Genomic DNA, 15,430 nt, shown 5'->3' on the forward strand with positions numbered 1-15,430 from the left:
TTCATTCACCTTCCGCGTTTCGGGTCCGCTTGCGGGCCCGGATCAGGGGGACGGCGAGCGCGGCGATCAGCACCACACCCGCCACGACGGCGATCCACCACCACGAACCGGACTCCCCGCTCTGCGCGGTGGGCTGCACGGCCGGAGCCGGAGCCGCCACGGGCTGGGATTCCACAGTGGACACCGGTGGTGGCGCCGAGGACGACACCGGCGCCGCGCCGGAGGAGGGCGGCGGCGCCGGTGAAGACGAAGGAGGCGGCGGCGCGACGGCCTGGGTCGTGGGCGCCTTCGGCACCGCGAACGCCACCGGGGTGAAGGTCTCGTTGTTCGCGTTGACCACGCCGTGCGCGCCGACCGTGATCAGTCCACAACGGACCTTGAGGCAGTCGACGTCGACGATGTTCCCGGTCCGGTCGGCGGCCTTGAACCGCGCGCCGGGGAGCACGATCTTCGTCGACCAGGTCCCGTCGGCGGCGATCTCGCCGTTGGCCGCGGACGCCGTGTCGCTGCCGGGGAAGGCGAGGAACCGCTGGAAACCGTTGTTGTCCTTGGTCTCCTTGTCCTTCACATAGCGGTAGCTCGCGCCGGCCGCGCCGCCCTGGCTCGGCTGCCACGCGCCGTCGGCGACCCAGCCGAACAACAGGTAGATCCCGCCGTACCCCTTCGGCACGGACTGGAATCCGGTTCCCTTGACCTGCAAGGACGTCGCGTACTCCGGATCCGCGGAGCCGGGCGAGAACGTCACTCTCGCGCCCGCCGCGGCGGCGGGCATCGGCGCGGCGATCATGAGCAGGCCCGCGGTGACGGCCAGTATCGTCAGCTTCTTCATCGGCGCTCCTCGGCCGCTCGGTGGGGCAGGACGATCGGTTTCCCGGTGCGGGGATGGATGAGGACCTCCACGGGATGCCGGTAGACCTCGCTGAGCAACGACTCCGTCAGCACTTCGGCGGGGGTGCCCTCGGCGGCCAACTCTCCTTCGGACAGCACAGCGACCCGGTCCGCGTACGCGGCGGCGAGCCCGAGGTCGTGCAAGACGACGAGCACCGCGTCCCCCGCCTCGGCCCGCGCGGTCGCGAGGGTGAGGATTTCCTCGCTGTGCCGGAGATCCAGTGCGGCGGTGGGTTCGTCGAGCAGCAGGACACCCGCCCGTTGCGCGAGTACCCGCGAGAGCGCGGCCCGCGCCTGCTCGCCGCCGGACAACGTGGTGAACCGGCGTTCGGCGAACTCGGTCATCCCGGTCGCCTTGAGCGCGGCCGCGATCTCTGTCTCGTCGAAGTCCTCGGCTTCCGTTCCCTCCCAAGGCGTCCGGCCCATCCGGACGACCTCGGCGACGGTGAACGGGAAGGTCACGGTGTTCTGCTGTGGCAGGACCGAACGCAACCGCGCGAGTTCGATTCCGCTCCAGTCGCTCAAGTCCTTCCCCGCGACGAGGACGCGGCCCGATTCCGGCCGGAGGTCCCCGGCGAGCAGGCCGAGCGTGGTGGACTTGCCCGCGCCGTTGGGTCCGACGACCGCGAGGACCTCGCCCGCGTGCAGCCGCAACGAGACCTCGCGAAGCAGGGTTTTCCCTTCCACCGCGTAAGAAACCCGTTCCAGTTCGGCGGCGACGGCACCGCGTTCCACGGGTTCGGGCAAGGCGATGTCCCGCCGGGAGAAGAAGCTCATGCCCAGCCTCCCGAACGACGCCGGGTGCGCAGCAGCAGCCAGAAGAAGAACGGGCCGCCGACGAGCGCTGTCAGCATGCCGATCGGCAGATCCGCGTAGGTGAACAGGGTCCTGGCGCCGAGATCCGCCGCGGCGAGCAGCAGCGCGCCGCCGAAGAGGCTCGCCGGGATCAGCACGCGGTGCCCGGGACCGAGCAGCATCCGCAGCCCGTGCGGCACGATCAGGCCGACGAACCCGATGATCCCCGAGTACGAAACGGCCGCCGCCGCCATCAGCGCGACGACCACGACAGCGTTGAGCCGCAGCTTCTCGACGTCCACGCCGAGATGCCGGGCCTGCCGCTCCCCCAGTGCGAGGAGGTCGAGTTTCCGCGCGAGCGCGATCGACACGACGACCCCGACGGCGACCAGCGGCAGCACGGTGACGACGTACGGCCAGCGCGAACCGGCCAGCGAACCCAGTTGCCAGAACACGATCTGCTCGCGAGCGGCCTGGTCGGCGGAGAACATCAGGAACGAGATGATCGCCATCGCGACCGCGTTGACCGCGACCCCGGTCAGGATCAGCGTGACCACCTCGGAGCGCCCGTGCGACCGCGAAAGCGCGTAAACGATCAGTGTCGTGACGAGCCCACCGGCGAATCCCAAGGCGGGCGTGGTGAAGGCGCCGAAGAAGGTCCAACCGGCCACAATGGACAGACTCGCGCCGACGGCGGCCCCGGACGAGACCCCGACCACGGCCGGTTCGGCGAGCGGATTGCCGAACACCCCCTGCATCAACGCGCCGCAGACCCCGAGGACCCCGCCGACCAGCAACGTCATCACCACGCGGGGGAAGCGGACCTGCCACAGCGCGCCCTCGGCGAACGGGTCCAGCCGCGGTTCCGCGAGCCCGAACCGGTGCAGCACCGAATCGAAGACCTGCGACAGCGGGATGCCGAACTGCCCGCTGCCCGCGGACACGAGCGAGATCCCGAGGACACCGGCGATCAGCACGGCGAAGACCGCCGTCACCCGGAAACCGCGGTTCATCCTGGGTCACCCGGGGCGTAGAGGGCCCGTGCCAGCGCGTCGAGCACGCCGGCGGTGAGCGGTCCGAAGCTCAGGATCTGCGAGTCCGCCATGTCGACGATACGGCGGTGCTGCCCGGCGGGGGTCTGCGCGACGCCGGGCACCTGGAGCGCGCCGTCGACCCCGCCGACGGACTCGAGTCCCTTGGTCATCATGAGGATCACGTCGGGTTTCGCCTTGGCCAGCGCCTCCGGGTTGACCGGGCGCATGCCCTCGATCCCCGCCTCGGTGGCGACGTCGACGGCGCCGAGCGCGCCGATCAGCGAATCGGCGCCGGAACCCTTGCCGAACAGGTGATACACCCCGGCCTGCCCGCGCATGTACAGGAAGACGACGCGGAGTTTGCGGGCCGGATCGGCGGGGGCGAGCTTCGCGATCTCCGCCTTCTTGGCGTCCACCTCACCGGCCAGCCGCGTCGCGAGGCGTTCGCCGGACTCCGGCACGCCCAGCGCGGCGGCGACCTGGCGCACGATGTCGCCGACGTTGTCCATCGAGCGCTTCGCGTCCACGACGACGACGGGCACCCCGGACGCGCGCAACTGCAGCACGACGTCCCAGGGGCCCAGTGTGGTGTCGGTGATCACCACGGTCGGCCGCAGCGCCAGGATCGCCTCGGCGTTGAGCCGATGGCCGTTCACGGTGACCAGCGGCTGGTTCCTGGCCGACGGGAACCCGGTGGAGACGTCCCGGCCGACGACGTTGCCGCCGAGGCCGAGGCCGAACACGGTCGCCGCGAGGGTGCCGGACATGTCGAAGGCGAGGATCCGGCTGGTGTCGGTCACCGTGACCGGTGTGCCCTGGTGGTCGGTGATCGTCGCCGGAAGATGCCGCGCCGCCGGTTTGTCGCCGGTGATGTCCGCCTGCGCCAGGCGCGCGGTACCGGGTCCGGTCCGGGTTTTCGGCTCCGCCAAGGGCTCGACCTGGGAAAGCGGCCGGAGATCGGCACCGGATTCGGCCGCTTTCGTGGTCGCCAAGGGCGGTGCCGAGCAGCCGCTGACAACGATGACGAGGAGCAGAGCGACCGTGGGCAGCAACCCCCTTGACAACATTAGGCAAGGCTAACCATATTTACCTGGCGATAGGTAAGCCTTGCCTAAGGCTGTGACCTCCTTGTGATCGAAGGGAACTACCCATGTCGAAGAGATCGGTCCTGCTCCGCGCCGCACTGGTCACGACCGCCGCCACCGCGGCCGTCACCGCGCTCGCGGCCCCGGCCTCGGCCGCGCCGGGCAGTGCGACCAACAACGGCAAGACCCTCTCCGCCTCCAACGCCACCGGCCTCGCCGCCGCCGGTGAGACCATCACCGTCACGGGCAGCGGCTTCAGCTCCGCCGAGGGCTACTACGTCGCACTGTGCGCCGTGCCCGAGGACTACAGCTACGGCACCAAGCCGAGCCCCTGCGCGGGCGGCGACGGCCAGGGCGGCACCGGTGTCGGCCCGTCCTCCTGGGTCACCAACTTCCCCGGCGGCTCCTCGCCGATCGCCGCGAACGGCACCTTCACCACCCAGATCCGGATCGCCGAGGTCAACAACGGCCTCGATTGTTCGGACCCGTCGGTGACGTGTGCCCTCGTCTCGCGGCGCGACCACTTCGCGTCCAACAACCGGAACTCGGACGTCTTCATCCCGGTTTCGTTCTCCTGACGCGGGCCGTGGGGTAGGGCTCGCCCTACCCCACGATCGGCGGCCCACCGGATCCCGTGACACCCCGGAAGACCCTAATTTTCCAGGTATGTTCCGGATCGCGGCCACCGCCGTACTTTTGACCCTCACGACGATCGTCACGGCTCCCGCCGCCCAGGCCGCCACCCCGTCCTCCGCCGCCGGGGTCTTCGACGAGATCGTCCCTCGAAGCCTTGCCGAACATCACATTCCCGGTGCCGCCGTGGTGGTCGTCGAAGGGGGCAAGACCGTCTTCTCCAAGGGCTACGGAGTGTCCTCAATAGACACTCAGGCGAAGGTGGACCCGGAGCGCACGGGCTTCCTGATCAACTCGGTCGGCAAGTCGATCGCCGCCACGGCCGCGATGCAGCTGGTCGAGCAGGGCAAGCTCGCGCTGGACGCCGACGTCAACGGCTACCTGAAGTCGTTCCAGTTGCCCGACACCTTCCCCGGCCGTCCGGTCACCCTCTTCTCCCTGCTGACCCACACCGCGGGGTTCGAAGACCACGTGTACCGGATGTTCACCCCGCGCGACGAGAAGCTTCCGCCGCTCGCGGAACACCTGGCGACGGAGATCCCCACCCGCGTCCGGCCGCCCGGCGAGCACGCCGCCTACTCCAACTACGGCTTCGCCCTCACCGGGCACCTCGTCGAGCTCGCTTCCGGACAGTCCTATGCGGACTATGTCCGTCAGCACATCTTCGAACCGTTGGGAATGAAGAACAGCAGCGTCGCGCAGCCCACTCCGGACGTCCCGCTGGCCACCGGCCACCGCTGGGACGGCTCGGCGCAGGTCGTCCCGCCCGCGAACTACGGCCCGGAACCGCCCGCGGGCGACGGGAACGTCGCCACCCCAGCGGACATGGGCCGCTACCTCTCCGCGAACCTCGTGCCCGGTACGTTCAGCCGCTCCCTGCTCGACCAGATGCACGGCGCGCGGTTCCGCAACGACCCGCGGCTGCCCGGAGTGGGCTTCGGCTTCTCGGAACGGCGACTGAACGGGCTGCGCCTGGTGGAGAAGGTCGGTGACTCGCCGGGATTCCTGAGCGTGCTGGAGCTGATCCCGGAGAAGAACACCGGCGTCTACCTGACGTTCAACGGCGGCGCGTTCTCCGGTGATGCCGCCGCGGTCACCTTCAAGGCCTTGAAGGCGTTCCTCGACCGATTGCATCCAGCTGCACCCGCCTCCGCGCCGAAACCGCTGGCCGGCGACGTCTCACGGTTCGAGGGCAGCTACAACAGCACCAGGCTGGACTTCGACGACTTCACAAAGGTCCGTGCGCTCGCGGGCGCCGTCTCGGTGACCGCGGACGGTGACGGCGTGCTGACGACATCCGGCCTCGGCGAAGGCACCCGGCGCTGGACGCAGACCGAGCCCGGGCTGTTCACCGACGAGGGCGGCGAGCGGATCGCGTTCCGCGAGTCCGGCGGGCAGGTCCTGCTCTTCTCCGGCGACGACCCGAACTCCTCCTACGAACGCATGTCGTGGCTCGAGTCGTCCTCCACACACCTGCTGATCCTCGGTATCGCGCTGCTGCTCCTGCTGGGCGCGCTGCTGTGGTGGCCGATCCGCGCGTTCGTCCGGCGCGGCCGGGAGCGGTACTCGAAGGGCGCCCGTTTCGCGACCGTGGCCGCCTGGTCCGCGGCGCTGGCCGTGACGCTGTTCGCGGTCGGTTTCACCCTGCTCATGAGCGACCTCAGCGGTGCCGCCGTCGCGCTGACCTCCGGACACTCCCCGTTGCTGAGCGTCACCTTGCTCCTGCCGAACGCCGTCCTGCTCCTGACCGGCGCCGTCGTCGTCTGCACGGCGCTCGCATGGCTGCGCGGTTGGTGGAACACGCCCGCCCGGATCACCTACACGGTGGTTTCCGTGGCACTGATCGCCTTCCTCGGCGTAATCGCGTCCTATCACCTGGTGGGATTGCCCTACCTGGCTTGATGACCGCCGTCACACTGCCTTGACCTCCAGCTAACTAGAGCTAGCAAAGTGGGTTTCAGGCAGTCGGCCCAACGGGTACAGCTGCTGAGAACGAGTCGTTCCACCTGGGGAGAAACGCGGCGCCCCCGGTCGCCGCAAACGGGTGAAGACGACTAAGTTCGTCCTTGGAAACTTGTGTCGAAGACAGAAGGAGGGCCGATGGCCCGCTACGTGCTCCCCGATCTCGACTATGACTACAGCGCCTTGGCGCCGCACATCTCGGGCGAGATCAACGAGCTGCACCACAGCAAGCACCACGCGACCTACGTCAAGGGCGCGAACGACACGCTCGACAAGATCGCCGAAGCCCGTGAGGCCGGCAACTTCGGCGACATCGTCGGCCTGCAGACCACGCTGGCGTTCCACCTCGCGGGGCACGCCAACCACGTCGTGTGGTGGAAGATCCTTTCCCCGGAAGGCGGCGACAAGCCGACCGGTGAGCTGGCCTCCGCGATCGACGAGGCGTTCGGCTCCTTCGACAAGTTCAAGGCGCAGTTCACCGCGGTCGCCACCACGATCCAGGGCAACGGCTGGGCCGCGCTCTCCTGGGACCCGATCGGCAAGACGCTGATCACCCAGCAGCTGCGTGACCACCACAACAACCTGGTCCTGCCGACCACGCCGATCCTGCTGGTCGACGTCTGGGAGCACGCGTTCTACCTGGACTACAAGAACGTGAAGCCGAAGTACGTCGAGGCCCTGTGGAACATCTTCAACTGGGCCGAGATCTCCAAGCGGTTCGACAACGCCGTCGCCGGTGGCAACGGCCTGCTGCTCGGCTGACCTTCTCACCACGAAGCGGGGCTCTCCTTCCGGAGGGCCCCGTTTTCCTTGCTTGACCTCCAGCGAAGTCGAGGTGTCAAGGTGGGCGCATGGACGTCGCCGCATACCTCGACCGCCTCGGACTCGACCGTCCCGCCAGCACGGACGTCGCCGCGCTGCGGGTGCTGCAGGAACGCCATCTCTCGGTGGTGCCGTTCGAGAACCTGAGCATCCACCTCGGCGAGCCGATCGTCCTGGAGACCGAAGCGCTGTTCGACAAGATCGTGCGACGGCGTCGCGGCGGCTTCTGTTACGAGCTGAACGGGCTCTTCGCCGCCTTGCTGCGAGAACTGGGCTTCGACGCCACGCTGAAGGCCGCGAAGGTCTTCCGGCCGGACGGCACCCTCGGACCACCGTTCGACCACGCGGCCGTCCGGGTGGAGCTCGACGAGCCGTGGCTGTCCGACGTCGGCTTCGGCAGGTTCAGCCGGTTCCCGCTGCGCCTGTCCGCCACCGAGTCGCAGGCCGACCCGGACGGCGAGTTCCTGATCCTCGACGCCGCCTACGGCGACATCGACGTCGTCCAGGACGGCAAGCCCCAGTACCGGCTGGAGCAGCGGTCACGGACGCTGGACGAGTTCATCCCGACGGCGTTCTGGCAGTCGGCCTCGCCGGAGTCGGACTTCACGCGGGGACCGAGGTGCTCGCTGCCCACCAAGCACGGCCGGGTCACCCTGGCGGGTGACAAGCTGATCGTCACCACCCACGGCGTCCGCGAGGAAACCAGGCTTTCGAGTGATCAGGAGATCCTGGACGTCTACCGGAAGGAGTTCGGGATCGAACTCGCCCGGGTACCGGAACGGCCTTGACCAGACCGGCGGGGTCCTCGACCATGAACCCCCGGCATGAACGAAGCCCCGCCTCCGGGGGTAACCCGGTTGCGGGGCTTCGTCCGTTCCCGAACTGACTGCCGCTCCCACCACGAAGCGGACATGTATGAGGTTAGCCTAACCTCATCTACCCCGGCAAGGGGTACGACCGAGAGACGCCGATCTCACCCTTCCGAGTGACGGCAAACTGTCCCCATGAGTCTTCTGAGCGGCAAGGCCGTGGTGATCACCGGCTCCGGACAGGGCCTGGGCAGGGCTTTCGCGCACCACGCGGCCGCGCAGGGCGCCGCGGTCGTGGTGAACGACGTCGAAGCCGGACTCGCGGACGAGGTCGCGCGTGAGATCCGCGCCCGGGGCGGACGCGCGGTGTCCAATGGCGACTCGGTCGCCGACGCCGGACATGCCGCCGGACTGATCGACCAGTGCGTCGCCGAGTTCGGCACGCTCGACGGCCTGGTCAACAACGCCGGCGTCAACTACCGCGCCGAACCGTGGGCGGGCGACCCCGCCCGGATACGCGAAGTGGTCGAGGTCAACGTGCTGGGCCCGCTCTTCTGCGGGACCGCGGCGGCGGCCGTGATGCGCGAGCGGGGCAGCGGCGTGATCGTGAACGTGGGCTCCGGCTCGATGATCGGCCAGCGGCGCGCGGCCGCGTACTCGGCCTCGAAAGGCGCCGTCGCCTCCATGACCGCCTCCTGGGCGGCCGATCTGGCCGACCACGGCATCCGCGTCAACGCCGTCGCGCCGGTGGCCTGGACGCGGATGGCCCAACGGGACCCGAGCGTCGTCCAGACCCCGGAGCACACCCCGGAACGGGTGGCGCCGCTGGTGACCTACCTCCTCAGCGACCTTTCGGCGGGGGTCACCGGGCAGATCCTCCGGTTCCGCGGCGACATCCTGTGCGTCCTCCGCCAGACCGCGATCAAGGATCCCGTCCTCGAGCGGGACGGGTGGACGGTCGAGGACATCGCGGACGCGGTGGGCGGTGACCTGCGGGAGGCGCTGGAGCCGCCTCCCTCGGCCCGGTGGCGGTGACTCAAGGCCGATGCCCCAGGACGTGAAGGACTCCTTCACTACCCTCAAGGTCAGGGTTCCGGCAAAGTCGGCTATCCGCACGTGTCAGGTTTCGAGGGTTTCCAGCGGGGTCGTGAGCGATAAGAAGCGTTAGAACGACACTTACCACTCACGACCACCCCGTAAACCGCCCAAATCGGGCAAAAATACACCAAGACTGTCCTCAGTGGACATTCGAGGAGCGTGTCAGGCCACGGGTGACGAGCCCACTCCGTCACCTCTGCGACCAGCGGATAGCCGACTTTGCCGAGACCCTGGTCCTCAAGGTAGTGAAGGAGTCCTTCACGGAGCCCAGCCAGGAATTGCCGCTTCTTGCGCATTCGCAAGAAAAGCGCACTCGGCCGATGATCTTCTTGTCGGACCACTCCGGAACAATGACCGGATGATCAACCACGTGTTCGTCGACGAGAGCAAGGAAGGCGGCTACTTGGTGACGGCCGCCGCACTGCTCTCAGGCGACCTCACGTCCGCCCGGCGCGCCATGCGAAGTCTGGTGCTGCCAGGTCAACGCCGTCTGCATTTCACCCACGAGAACGACGGGCGCCGCAAACGCATTCTGGACACGATCGCAGAGCTCGAGCCCACAGTGAGGATCTACGACGCCTCGGCGCATCGTCGGCGACGTCAGCGTGAAGTCTGTCTTGACGTGCTGGTCGAGGACCTCGCCGAAGCCGGCACAAGAATGCTCGTGCTGGAAAGCGACGAGTCGATCGTGGAGCTGGACCGGAAGACGCTCTACCGATCCGTCCGGCAGCACGGATGCCAAGACGTTCTCGAGTACCGGCACCTACGCGCGTTCGAGGAACCACTACTCGCCATCCCGGACGCGCTCGCGTGGTGCTGGCAGCGTGGGGGCCATTGGAAGACCCGGGCGAGAGAAATGGTGAAGGAGGTCAGAACCCTCTGAGGTCCGGATACGCGAAACCCGGCCCACCCACCGTCCGGAAGGCTGCCGGGTCCACTTCACCGGTTTAGTAACCGGCGCTGATCGAAGTCTACCTCAACCTCACTCACCCCATCCACCCATCGGGTTGGCGTTTCGCCGGACAGCGAGCGCCCGACCGGCTAGCTTCTCCCCGTGGCCACCGGGAACGACTACCGCAGCATCGCGCGCAAGACCGACCGTCCGATGTGGATCTGGGCGGGCTGCGCGCTGACGAGCGTCCTGCTGCTGTCCGGCGTCGCCATCGCCGTCGCGATCACCGTGCTGAACAAGGACGAGCCCGGCACCGGAGCCGAACTGCCGGAGGTTTGGCCGTCCAAATCCGGGCAGGCGCTCCGCCCGGTCCCGATGCCGACGGGCGAGATGGTGACCGCACTGACGGACGACACCGGCGCGCAGGTGCTCTGCCAGGCGATCCCGGAGCAACGCTGGGAGGAGATCCTCGGCGGCCGCACGCTGCGGGAGGCGGGCGGGGCCTGTCACGCGGTCACCACGGAACTCGACGTCAGCGCGCAGATGATCCCCGAGTTGCCCAAGGACACGAGCCGGGGCCTGCCGACGAGGACCACCGTCGCCGGCAAGGTCGCGGTCATCGCCACCGACAAGGAAGGCACCAGCCTGAGCGTCGAGCTGGTCGAGGTCGCGCCGCACAACGGCGCCTCGCCGGTGCTGCGCGTCTCCCTCCGCGGCAGGGCCATCAAGAATCCCGAGACCGAGGGCAAGGCGAAAGCACTCGCCGAGGCGCTGATCGCGGGGGTGACACCGCCAGGGCCTGCATTGCCGAAAATCGGCGAAGACGGCGAGATCCCGCTGGAGAAACGCGAACCCGGCCCGATCAAGGACCAGCCGCTCCCGGTGGTCTCCTGGCTGCTGTGCGGGGAACTCGGCCGCGCGCTCGGGGTCCCGGCCGACAACGCGAAACCGACCTTCTTCGCCGCCTGCGAGCTGAACGGGGTGACCGCGGACTACAGCGAACTGTCCTCGCTCGTCCGCCCGACCACGAGCGTCGCGGGGCTGCCCGCGCAGGTCGACGACGGATCCGTCATCGTGCAGCTCACCAACGACCCGGGCGGGCAGACGCTGAAGTTCAAGGGCACCGGCGATCTCACGGCGCTCGCCGAAAAGATGGTGCCGCCGCTCCTCGGGCGCTAGGCCCGGTAGTTCGACAGCAGGTCACGGAGCAGGGTCTCGTACGCCTTCCGATCGAACCTGGCCACAGCGAAGGCGAACTCCTGAGCGGGGTCGAAAGGCTCGTAGTCGTACTGCCAGCCGAAACCCCGCCACTCGACCCGGCCATCGCCGAAGACGACCTCGACGCTGTAGCCACCACAGCCGAGATCGCCGCACAGCGGGCAGAACAGCAACGCGACCCGGCCATCGTCGAAATCGCCCGGTAGATCGCCGAGCAGGCGGCAAAGCGTCGCGACCGCCGACTCGCGCCACAGGTCCCCGTCCAGGGACAACGGCGTCCGCTCCTGCACGGGGACGATCGAGCGCAGCGCGACACCGTCGATCGTCCAGTCCAGGAACCGGGCCTCGCCGTCGTTCCAGCGGGTCACCGACGGTTCGACACCGAGCTTGTTCACACCCGCTCCCTCTTCAGCACGCGCAGCCCGTTTCCGAACCGCCGCACCGGCAAACTCACCCCACCGCGCCGGATCAGCACGACGGCGCACACTACCGCGGCGAGCGCCGAGATCGCACCGCCGATGTAGAACGGCGAGCGGCCACCGAAGGCGTCGGCCATCCAGCCGGTCATCGGGCCGCCGATGGGGTTCCCGCCGATCAGCACCAGGACGTAGAGGCCCATCACGCGGCCGCGCATCTCCGGGCTGACGGCGGTCTGCACCAGCGCGTTCGCGGTGTTGAGGAAGGTGATCGTGGCGAAGCCGAGCGGGATCAGCGCGAGGCCGAAGGTCAGGTACGTCGGCATGAACGCGGTGACCACCTCGAACGCGCCGAGCAGGAACGCCGAGATCAGCAGCAGCCGCACGCGGGGACCGCCGCGGGTGTTGCGGCGGGCCGACATCAGCGCGCCGGTGAAGGTGCCGACGGCGACCAGAGTCGACAGGAGGCCGTAGCCGTCGGCGTTGGTGTGGAAGACGTTCGCGGCGACGATCGGCAGCGAGGTGAAGTACGTGATGCCGAAGGTGCTCACGAAGAACACCAGCACCATCACGGTCATCAGGTCGCTGCGCCGCCGGACGTACCGCAGCCCCTCGACCAGTTGACCCTTCTCACGCGGGATGGCCGGGCCGCGGAAGAGCTTGTCGGGGTTCATCATCACCAGCGCGGCGATGACGGCGCCCGTGCTCACCGCGTTCGCCATGAACAGCCAGCCGGTGCCGACCCAGGTGATCGCGAAGCCCGCGATGGCCGGGCCGACGATCCGGGCCATGTTGAAGATCGAGGAGTTGAGCGCGACGGCGTTGGTGACCTTGTCCCTGCCGACCATCTCGGCGACGAACGACTGCCGCGCGGGCACTTCCAGCGACGCGGTGATGCCGAGAGTGAAGCAGAGGAGATATACGTGCCACAGAGCCGCGATACCGCTCAGATCGAGTGCGCCGAGGACGACGGCCTGTGCCAGCACGGCGATCTGGATGCCGATCAGGAGCCGTCGCTTGTCGACGCGGTCGGCCAGCACCCCGGCCCACAGCGAGAGGAACAGCGTCGGCGCGAACTGCAGTGCGACCGCGATGCCGAGCGCGATCGGGTCGTTGCCGCTGAGGGTGAACACCAGCCAGTCCTGCGCGATGCGCTGCATCCAGGTGCCGATGTTCGAGATGACCTGGCCGGTGAAGAAGAGCCGGTAGTTCCGCACCTTCAGGGACGAGAACATGCTCCCGCGCGGTTTCTCGCGCGCGGAAGGTGGCGGCGGAGCGGGTTCCCGGGTAGCGGCGGTCTTGGAGGGACACTGTGTTTCGCTACCCGTGGTCGTCACCGCTGTTAGTTCCCCGCCATCCTGTCGATGATCTCGGCGGCGCGAGAGAGCACTTCGCGTTCCTCCGCGCTCAACTCCGCCAATTGCTTGTCCAGCCAGATCTCCCGCGCGGTGATCTGCTCGACCACGTAGGACCGCCCGCGATCCGACAACTCGACGATCGCCTGACGGCCGTCGGTCGGATGCGGCCTGCGCTCGACGTAATCCATCTCCTCGAGCGCGGCGATCACCCTCGTCATCGAGGGCGGCTGGACGCCTTCCTTCGCGGCGAGCTGGCCTGGGGTCAGCGCACCGCATTTGTGCAGCGTGGACAGCGCGGACACCTGTGTCAGCGAGATGCCGTCACCGGCGCGCTGGGCCCGTAGCCGGCGATTGAGCCGCACCACCGCGAGACGCAGGCGGCTCGCCAGTGAGCGCTCGTGCGTGTCTCCGGACATATAGTTAGCTTACCTCACGATCGGATCACTGGCCCGTGAGATCGACCACGGGCGACAAAACCGCAGGTCAGCTGAACGCTGCCTGAATGGGGCCGACGGCGAAGTAGGCCAGGAACATCACCGCGATGCCCCACATCAGCGGGTGGATGCCCTTCGCCTTGCCGGTGACGGCGCGGAGGACGACGAAGCTGACGAAGCCCGCCCCGATGCCGTTCGCGATCGAGTAGGTGAACGGCATGACCACGATGGTCAGGAAAGCGGGCAGGGCGACGGTGAAGTCGGAGAAGTCGATCTCCTTGACCTGGCTCATCATCAGCGCGCCGACGACGACCAGCGCCGGAGCCGCGGCCTCGACCGGGACCACCTGGTAGAGCGGGGTCAGGAACATGGCCGCGATGAAGAGCACGCCGGTGACGACGTTCGCGAGCCCGGTCCTGGCACCCTCGGCGATACCGGACGCGGATTCGACGAAGACGGTGTTCGAACTCGACGACGCGAAGCCACCCGCCACCGCGGCGGTGCCGTCGACGAACAGGGCCTTGCCGACGTTCGGGAGCTTGCCGTCCGCGGGCAGGAGATCGGCTTCCTTGGCCAGTCCGGTCATCGAGCCCATGGTGTCGAAGAAGTCGGCCAGCACCAGGGTGAACACCAGCAGGACGACGGTGATGATCGGCAGCCGCGTCCAGGCGCCGAAGGAGATGTCGCCGACCAGGGAGAGGTCCGGCAGCCCGAGGACCTGGTCCGGCAGCGCCGGGTAGCCGAGGTTCCAGCCCTGCGGGTTGACGCCCTTGGACGGACCGACCTTCGTGATCGCCTCGATGACGATCGCCAGCACGGTCGAGGCGAGGACACCGATCAGGATGGCGCCCTTGACCCGCTTCGCGACCAGGATGCCGGTCAGCAGCAGGCCGACGACGAACACCACTGTCGGCCACGAAGCGATCGAGCCGTTGATGCCCAGCCCGACCGGCACGGTGGTCTTCGCGTCGTCGGGGACGCGCCGGACGAACCCCGCGTCGACCAGGCCGATCAGGCAGATGAACAGGCCGATGCCGACCGCGATCGCGGATTTCAGCGGTGGCGGCACGGCGTTGAACACCGCCGTGCGGATCCCGGCGAAGACCAGCAGGACGATGACCAGGCCCTCGATCACCACCAGGCCCATCGCCTCGGGCCAGCTCATCTGGGAGGCGAAGGTGACCGCGATCAGGCTGTTGATGCCGAGGCCGGTGGCGATGGCGAACGGGTAGTTCGCGACCAGCCCCATGATGATCGTCAGCACCCCGGCGACCAGCGCGGTCACCGCGGCGACCTGCGGCACGGGGAGGATGTTGCCGAGGACGTCCTTGTGCGCGCCCGCGTCGTCCGCGGCGAAGCTGCCGATGATCAGCGGGTTGAGGACGACGATGTACGCCATCGTGAAGAAGGTGACGATCCCGCCGCGGACCTCACGTCCCGGTGTCGAGCCGCGCTCGCCGATCTTGAAATACCGGTCCAGTGTGGACCGGGTGCGCTGCTCCGCCATCGCGTACCACCCTTCGCCCGTTGCCGGGTACCCTTCCCCACGTGGGCGAATCGATCAATTCCGGGGAAGTAAACGGTTCATTGCGGCCAACGCCGGAACTGCCGAAGCGGCTGACCGACCTGACGCCGGTCGTGATCGTAGGTACCTCGCTGTGGGCCGTCGCGACCGTGGTCCTGTTCTTTGTGACCGACGGCATCTGGGTGCAGACGGCGTTCTCCGGCCTCGTGCTCGGCTTCATCGGCCTCGCGATCATCGCCTGGCAGCGCGCCGCCGCCCGCCGGGGCTCGAAAAGCGCCCAACGCCTCTGACTTCCTCTCGCATTTCGTCCTCTAGTTGCGGTCCTTGCACGTGCAAGGACCGCAACTAGAGGACGAAACGCGGCCAGGGAGCGGGTTATGCACAGGCGAAGGGTGGTGTGGACAAGTGCGGCGAAGATGATCTTGAACTCCGGGTGACGCCGGAGTCGGATGTCATCGTCG

General features: G+C 68.2%; 16 protein-coding genes. 8 read left to right on the top strand and 8 right to left on the bottom strand.

Going from position 1 to position 15,430, the window contains the following annotated elements; genetic code table 11:
- Nucleotide 1 precedes the first annotated feature (1 nt).
- The 4 genes from BKN51_RS30125 to BKN51_RS30140 are packed head-to-tail and all read right to left on the bottom strand — an operon-like array spanning nucleotide 2 to nucleotide 3,784.
- Complete coding sequence (locus BKN51_RS30125; RefSeq protein ID WP_233222940.1) at nucleotides 2-829, bottom strand: hypothetical protein; 828 nt, start codon at nucleotides 827-829, stop codon at nucleotides 2-4.
- On the bottom strand, nucleotides 826-1,665 hold the full coding sequence (locus tag BKN51_RS30130; protein WP_101610857.1) for a heme ABC transporter ATP-binding protein: 840 nt from the start codon (nucleotides 1,663-1,665) through the stop codon (nucleotides 826-828). The genes BKN51_RS30125 and BKN51_RS30130 overlap by 4 nt, the downstream gene beginning before the upstream one ends.
- Entirely contained in the window at nucleotides 1,662-2,696 is a 1,035-nt protein-coding gene (locus BKN51_RS30135) for a FecCD family ABC transporter permease (protein WP_101610858.1), read from the bottom strand. Before BKN51_RS30135 ends, BKN51_RS30130 begins: the two co-directional genes overlap by 4 nt.
- A complete protein-coding gene (locus BKN51_RS30140) occupies nucleotides 2,693-3,784 on the bottom strand; it encodes a heme/hemin ABC transporter substrate-binding protein (RefSeq protein WP_168214419.1) in 1,092 nt (363 codons plus the stop codon). Before BKN51_RS30140 ends, BKN51_RS30135 begins: the two co-directional genes overlap by 4 nt.
- Before the next feature lie 83 nt (nucleotides 3,785-3,867).
- Between BKN51_RS30140 and BKN51_RS30145 the strand changes: the two genes are divergently transcribed.
- The 7 genes from BKN51_RS30145 to BKN51_RS30180 all read left to right on the top strand — a co-directional run bounded on the left by BKN51_RS30145 (nucleotide 3,868) and on the right by BKN51_RS30180 (nucleotide 11,197).
- A complete protein-coding gene (locus BKN51_RS30145; RefSeq protein ID WP_101610860.1) occupies nucleotides 3,868-4,380 on the top strand; it encodes a hypothetical protein in 513 nt (170 codons plus the stop codon).
- Between the two features lie 88 nt (nucleotides 4,381-4,468).
- The gene (locus BKN51_RS30150) at nucleotides 4,469-6,337 is read left to right on the top strand and encodes a serine hydrolase domain-containing protein (RefSeq protein WP_101610861.1); all 1,869 of its coding nucleotides are present in this window, start codon (nucleotides 4,469-4,471) and stop codon (nucleotides 6,335-6,337) included.
- A gap of 198 nt (nucleotides 6,338-6,535) precedes the next feature.
- Nucleotides 6,536-7,159, top strand: a complete 624-nt coding sequence (locus BKN51_RS30155) for a superoxide dismutase (RefSeq protein WP_037317970.1) — start codon at nucleotides 6,536-6,538, stop codon at nucleotides 7,157-7,159.
- An 89-nt stretch (nucleotides 7,160-7,248) separates the two neighbouring features.
- The gene (locus BKN51_RS30160) at nucleotides 7,249-8,007 is read left to right on the top strand and encodes an arylamine N-acetyltransferase family protein (RefSeq protein WP_101610862.1); all 759 of its coding nucleotides are present in this window, start codon (nucleotides 7,249-7,251) and stop codon (nucleotides 8,005-8,007) included.
- 216 nt (nucleotides 8,008-8,223) lie between these two features.
- A complete protein-coding gene (locus BKN51_RS30165; protein ID WP_101610863.1) occupies nucleotides 8,224-9,063 on the top strand; it encodes an SDR family NAD(P)-dependent oxidoreductase in 840 nt (279 codons plus the stop codon).
- Nucleotides 9,064-9,484: 421 nt separating this feature from the next.
- Nucleotides 9,485-10,009 carry a hypothetical protein gene (locus BKN51_RS30175; protein WP_101610865.1) on the top strand — a complete coding sequence of 175 codons (525 nt, stop codon included), beginning with the start codon at nucleotides 9,485-9,487 and terminating at the stop codon, nucleotides 10,007-10,009.
- Nucleotides 10,010-10,180: 171 nt separating this feature from the next.
- Entirely contained in the window at nucleotides 10,181-11,197 is a 1,017-nt protein-coding gene (locus tag BKN51_RS30180; RefSeq protein WP_101610866.1) for a hypothetical protein, read from the top strand.
- Here BKN51_RS30180 and BKN51_RS30185 read toward each other — a convergent pair.
- The 4 genes from BKN51_RS30185 to BKN51_RS30200 form a co-directional block, all read right to left on the bottom strand.
- The gene (locus BKN51_RS30185; RefSeq protein ID WP_101610867.1) at nucleotides 11,194-11,631 is read right to left on the bottom strand and encodes a hypothetical protein; all 438 of its coding nucleotides are present in this window, start codon (nucleotides 11,629-11,631) and stop codon (nucleotides 11,194-11,196) included. The genes BKN51_RS30180 and BKN51_RS30185 overlap by 4 nt on opposite strands.
- Nucleotides 11,628-12,887, bottom strand: a complete 1,260-nt coding sequence (locus BKN51_RS30190) for an MFS transporter (protein ID WP_101610868.1) — start codon at nucleotides 12,885-12,887, stop codon at nucleotides 11,628-11,630. The genes BKN51_RS30185 and BKN51_RS30190 overlap by 4 nt, the downstream gene beginning before the upstream one ends.
- Before the next feature lie 107 nt (nucleotides 12,888-12,994).
- A complete protein-coding gene (locus BKN51_RS30195) occupies nucleotides 12,995-13,426 on the bottom strand; it encodes a MarR family winged helix-turn-helix transcriptional regulator (RefSeq protein ID WP_101610869.1) in 432 nt (143 codons plus the stop codon).
- Nucleotides 13,427-13,493: 67 nt separating this feature from the next.
- Nucleotides 13,494-14,951 carry an NCS2 family permease gene (locus BKN51_RS30200; protein ID WP_101610870.1) on the bottom strand — a complete coding sequence of 486 codons (1,458 nt, stop codon included), beginning with the start codon at nucleotides 14,949-14,951 and terminating at the stop codon, nucleotides 13,494-13,496.
- Between the two features lie 80 nt (nucleotides 14,952-15,031).
- On the opposite strand from BKN51_RS30200, the gene BKN51_RS30205 reads away from it, so the two are divergent.
- Nucleotides 15,032-15,259, top strand: a complete 228-nt coding sequence (locus BKN51_RS30205) for a DUF2530 domain-containing protein (protein WP_101610871.1) — start codon at nucleotides 15,032-15,034, stop codon at nucleotides 15,257-15,259.
- The last annotated feature ends 171 nt before the right edge of the window (nucleotides 15,260-15,430 follow it).

Origin of the sequence: Amycolatopsis sp. BJA-103 (assembly GCF_002849735.1) — a bacterium.
In the GTDB taxonomy this organism is placed as follows: Bacteria; Actinomycetota; Actinomycetes; order Mycobacteriales; family Pseudonocardiaceae; genus Amycolatopsis.

Excerpts from the sequence above, each read along its gene's own strand:
- BKN51_RS30125 (WP_233222940.1), bottom strand. The coding sequence starts at position 829 with ATGAAGAAGCTGACGATACTGGCCGTCACCGCGGGCCTGCTCATGATC.
- BKN51_RS30130 (WP_101610857.1), bottom strand. The coding sequence starts at position 1,665 with ATGAGCTTCTTCTCCCGGCGGGACATCGCCTTGCCCGAACCCGTGGAA.
- BKN51_RS30135 (WP_101610858.1), bottom strand. The coding sequence starts at position 2,696 with ATGAACCGCGGTTTCCGGGTGACGGCGGTCTTCGCCGTGCTGATCGCC.
- BKN51_RS30140 (WP_168214419.1), bottom strand. The coding sequence starts at position 3,784 with ATGTTGTCAAGGGGGTTGCTGCCCACGGTCGCTCTGCTCCTCGTCATC.
- BKN51_RS30145 (WP_101610860.1), top strand. The coding sequence starts at position 3,868 with ATGTCGAAGAGATCGGTCCTGCTCCGCGCCGCACTGGTCACGACCGCC.
- BKN51_RS30150 (WP_101610861.1), top strand. The coding sequence starts at position 4,469 with ATGTTCCGGATCGCGGCCACCGCCGTACTTTTGACCCTCACGACGATC.
- BKN51_RS30155 (WP_037317970.1), top strand. The coding sequence starts at position 6,536 with ATGGCCCGCTACGTGCTCCCCGATCTCGACTATGACTACAGCGCCTTG.
- BKN51_RS30160 (WP_101610862.1), top strand. The coding sequence starts at position 7,249 with ATGGACGTCGCCGCATACCTCGACCGCCTCGGACTCGACCGTCCCGCC.
- BKN51_RS30165 (WP_101610863.1), top strand. The coding sequence starts at position 8,224 with ATGAGTCTTCTGAGCGGCAAGGCCGTGGTGATCACCGGCTCCGGACAG.
- BKN51_RS30175 (WP_101610865.1), top strand. The coding sequence starts at position 9,485 with ATGATCAACCACGTGTTCGTCGACGAGAGCAAGGAAGGCGGCTACTTG.
- BKN51_RS30190 (WP_101610868.1), bottom strand. The coding sequence starts at position 12,887 with ATGTTCTCGTCCCTGAAGGTGCGGAACTACCGGCTCTTCTTCACCGGC.
- BKN51_RS30195 (WP_101610869.1), bottom strand. The coding sequence starts at position 13,426 with ATGTCCGGAGACACGCACGAGCGCTCACTGGCGAGCCGCCTGCGTCTC.
- BKN51_RS30200 (WP_101610870.1), bottom strand. The coding sequence starts at position 14,951 with ATGGCGGAGCAGCGCACCCGGTCCACACTGGACCGGTATTTCAAGATC.